The organism is Acinetobacter sp. NPDC052428, assembly GCF_044547685.1.
Classification (GTDB): domain Bacteria; phylum Pseudomonadota; class Gammaproteobacteria; order Pseudomonadales; family Moraxellaceae; genus Acinetobacter; species Acinetobacter lwoffii_G.
Genome location: NZ_JBIUAT010000063.1, coordinates 1 through 4,157, shown reverse-complemented (window position 1 = coordinate 4,157; position 4,157 = coordinate 1). Strand labels below are relative to the sequence as shown.

Genomic DNA, 4,157 nt, shown 5'->3' with positions numbered 1-4,157 from the left:
ATTTACGGAATTAGGTCGACCACTTACCCAAGTTACGCCTTAAATTTGGCTCAATTAGGGGCGCTTTGCATTTCAAATCTTTGTGCAACAAAGCCGATCGAAATGATAAAGTCATAAATTGCTTTTCAAAAAAAAAGAAACTAATATGTTTCTTACAGAACCTAAAAGCAATAAATGCATCTACAATGAATAAGTCTTTACTTCAGCAAATCAAAAAAAGACGAACCCAATTGGGCTTAAAGCAAGTTGATATGCAATCCCGTACAGGCATTTCAAGACAGCAGTACCAAAAACTGGAAAGTCAGGGCAACCCTCGATTAGAGACCTTAGAAATTATAGCGGCAGGATTAAATGCTCAACTGATGCTCATCCCTGATGATAAGGTTCATTTGATCAGACAATTATTGAATGATGAAATTAAAGTCACTATTGAAGATCAGGATGACTTAATGACTAACCCATGGAAGGGTCTTCTCGGAGGAGAGGAACCATGAATACTGTTGCCGTCCTGAAATTAACATTACATCACGGTATCGTTGGATACTTGGCAGGATTTCAGAGCGGAAAAAATATTCTGGTTTTTACAGATTCTTTCCGCTCTGATCAGCAACGCCCGACCTTGAGCCTGCTGACTTCCCCCTTGTATCCTCAAGTGGATAAAATTTTAGAAAAGACCTATGTTACACATCAGCGTTTACATCCCTTGCTATCAAACTTGCTACCAGAAGGTGCATTACGCGAACTGATTGCACAAAGCCTCAAAGTACATATAGACAATGAATTTCAGTTATTGGCAGCTTTAGGTCATGATTTACCTGGAGCACTCATTGCGACTCCATTAGATCCAGAAGAAATTCCAGATGAAATAAAATTCAAACTGCAGATCTCTAATCCAGATCAGATCTTAAAGCAAGAGATTCGAACAGATAATAAGTTTTCCTTGGCCGGCGTCCAAATGAAGTTTTCCATGAAAGCCAAAGATGGGCGTTTTACACTAGTCCAGGCAACGGAATCGTCTCTACTCGGGGACTGGATTATCAAAACTCCTTCTTCCAGACATGCTTTTGTTCCGCTAAATGAATATTCTATGATGAGCCTTGCCAAAATGGTCGGAATAGATGTCCCTGAGATTCGCTTGGTGGATATGGCACTCTTACAAAACCTTCCACCATTAAATTTACCCCAAGAGCAATATGCTTTTGCAATCAAAAGATTTGATAGACAGAGTACTGCTGATACTACAGAGCTTATTCACATCGAAGACTTTGCTCAGATCTTCGGTGCATATCCACAGCAGAAATACAGCACCACAAATTATGAGCAGATAGGAAAGATCATTTATCAATTTTCAGATAACAAAATTCTTGATATTCAGCAATTTGCCAGCCGCTTACTTGTCAACATTTTGCTCGCCAATGGAGATGCACACTTAAAAAACTGGAGTATGATTTATCAGGACAAAAGAACACCAAGATTATCTCCCGCATACGATATATTGATGACTAGTGTATATATTGAAAATGAGCTTCATTTCGCATTGAATCTTGCCAAAAATAAAGATTGGTATTTAGCTGAGATGAAACACTTTGAACAATGGGCTGAAAAAGTCGGTGTTCCATGGCGTGTTATTGAAAAACAACTTCACGCCATTATGGACAAAGCACGGTCAGTATGGCCAGCGCTATTACTAGACTTACCTATGATTTCTGTTCATAAAGAAAAATTAAGAGAACATTGGAAAAAATTGCATCCAGACTTTCAGATACTTACAGATGATTAGAGGAAACCTGTAACCAAGCTAAAATTTCTCAAACAATTTCATCACATCATTTTCCGTCAGTTTCGCTTCTCCCTCATGATCTGTGCTTAGAATAGACTGTGCCAGTTCTGCTTTATTCTGCTGCAAGGCAATAATTTTTTCTTCTATGCTTTTATTAGTAATCAGCTTATACACAAATACCGGCTTGTCCTGGCCAATCCGCCATGCACGATCTGAAGCTTGATCTTCAGCAGCAGGGTTCCACCATGGATCATAGTGAATGACCGTATCTGCGGCAGTTAGATTCAGACCGACCCCTCCTGCTTTCAGACTGATTAAAAATACCGGCACTTGTCCAGACTGAAATGCTGTAATGACTTCATCTCGCTTTTTGGTCTTTCCAGTCAGCTTCACATAGCCAATTTCTGCGTGATAGAGCTGTTGTTCAATCAGTTCCAACATTGAGGTAAACTGAGAGAAAATAAGAATTTTTCGTCCCTCTTCCACCATTGGAACAACCATATCCATCAACTGTTCAAGTTTGGCAGAATGCGCCTGCCCGGTTTTAACTGAATCCAGTTTCAGCAAGCTAGGATGACAACAGACCTGACGCAGCTTCAGCAAGGCATCTAAAATTTGGATTTGACTAGGCTTAAAGCCTTTTTCTGCCACAATTTTCTGAATATTTGCCTGCATCGTGGCGCGAACAGCCTCGTATAGCTTGGATTGCTGCTCATTCATGTCAATATTGACTTCAATCGTGGTTTTTTCAGGCAATTCCTTGGCAACGTCAGTTTTCAAGCGACGTAAAATAAAGGGTTTAATGCGGTTTACCAACTTTTGCCTTAACTGCTGATCACCGCGTTTTTCAATCGGATGACGGTACTTTTTATTAAAAATTTCTTGTGAATATAAAAATCCTGGCATCAGGAAATAAAATAGTGCCCACAGCTCACCCAAATGATTTTCCATAGGTGTACCGGTTAGACATAGACGATGTCGCGCTGTTAATTGCCGTACTACCTGTGCAGCTTTGGCACGCGGATTTTTAATATTCTGCGCTTCATCCAGAATGAGTTGATGATATTCATATTGCTTCAGTTGCTCTTCATCTCTCGCCAAGAGCGGGTAGGTGGTTAACACAATGTCATAGTGTGAAATCTGCTCAAAATACTGATGGCGGTCGGGGCCTTGTAGCAGCAGTACCTTGAGCTCAGGGGTAAATTTTTCCGCTTCTTTGAACCAGTTATGCATCAGCGATGTGGGTGCAACAATTAAGGCGGGTCTGTCCTGCAAATGACCAGCCTGCTTTTCCATGAGTAAGTGGGCTAAAGTTTGTGCTGTTTTACCCAAACCCATATCATCCGCCAGAATCCCGCCATGCTGGGTTTCCCTTAAAAACTGTAACCAGCCTAGGCCCTGCTGCTGGTATGGACGTAATTCCCCCTGAAAACCTTGTGGTGTCGGCAGTTGTTGCTGATAGCCTTGTTTGAATTTCTGCGCAAATTGCTGCAGGCGATTACTGACCTGCCACACCATCCCCAGATGATGCTGTAATTCTAATAGTTGACTCGCATCATAGCGATCTATGCTACGCTCTTCTTGCTGTAAAATGCTCTGCAGATGCAACAATACCGGCTTAATGTCCTTTGCGGATAAAGCCAAATCTGGTTGATCCGCTGCAGTTTTCAGGGTGAAAATTTGACTGTCATTCAGATGACCAAAAATCCGTGGATCAAGTAAATCAGGCTGTTCTTTCACCAAAGCCACAAGTGCATCGAGTAAATCATAGCTATTGCCTGCACTGTCCTGAACGGTCGCCCCGATATTGAACCAGTCTTGTTGGCTTTCAGATTCAGTGATGGAAATATTTAAATTTTCAACATATTGCAGCTTAAATGGGCTGTGTTCCAGATGCTCTATCTGCCATCCAATCAATTCAATTTGATTGATGGGCATCAGCTGTTTGATCCAGTCTCCATAGAACGCAAAAACCATAGAATCAAGACGTTGTTTATCCAGTTTTAATTGCTGGTAATAATTAAGATCTTTCACCCACTTCAGTGATTCGACCAATAGCTGTAAACGCTGGATTGACTGTTGTTCCTGAACTAAGTCCCGAAGCTGTCGCACCATTTTGCCATGCTGCTCACCAATAAAACTGTCACCTGATGTACCTGCTTTTATTCGTCCGCCTACATAGGAGAATTCAATTTCGGCACAAACAGACTCTTCCCATTTCCAATCAAATTTATCTAAAACACCGAAGCGTAAAATTGGCTGGGGACTTCCCTCAAGGACATCAATATGCTGAATAGACACGCGCTGAGGCAGATTTTTCACGTCTGAATATTGATGAGTCAGTTTCTCAAACTCTGGCAAGAGAATAGATGTAAGA

Annotated in this window: 3 protein-coding genes; 2 read left to right on the top strand and 1 reads right to left on the bottom strand. The window is 41.3% G+C overall.

The window, feature by feature from the left end; all coding sequences use genetic code 11:
• Positions 1–185 precede the first annotated feature (185 nt).
• Together ACIG3F_RS15920 and ACIG3F_RS15915 are read left to right on the top strand one after the other, a co-directional pair.
• Positions 186–494: a helix-turn-helix transcriptional regulator gene (locus ACIG3F_RS15920; RefSeq protein ID WP_004282130.1), complete on the top strand. Its 309-nt coding sequence runs from the start codon at positions 186–188 to the stop codon at positions 492–494.
• Entirely contained in the window at positions 491–1,780 is a 1,290-nt protein-coding gene (locus ACIG3F_RS15915; protein WP_004282132.1) for a type II toxin-antitoxin system HipA family toxin, read from the top strand. The genes ACIG3F_RS15920 and ACIG3F_RS15915 overlap by 4 nt, the downstream gene beginning before the upstream one ends.
• Before the next feature lie 18 nt (positions 1,781–1,798).
• Here ACIG3F_RS15915 and ACIG3F_RS15910 read toward each other — a convergent pair.
• Positions 1,799–4,157, bottom strand: a 2,359-nt coding sequence (locus ACIG3F_RS15910) for a DEAD/DEAH box helicase (protein ID WP_396470524.1), incomplete at its 5' end; no start/stop codon positions are given.

Excerpts from the sequence above, each read along its gene's own strand:
- ACIG3F_RS15920 (WP_004282130.1), top strand. The coding sequence starts at position 186 with ATGAATAAGTCTTTACTTCAGCAAATCAAAAAAAGACGAACCCAATTG.
- ACIG3F_RS15915 (WP_004282132.1), top strand. The coding sequence starts at position 491 with ATGAATACTGTTGCCGTCCTGAAATTAACATTACATCACGGTATCGTT.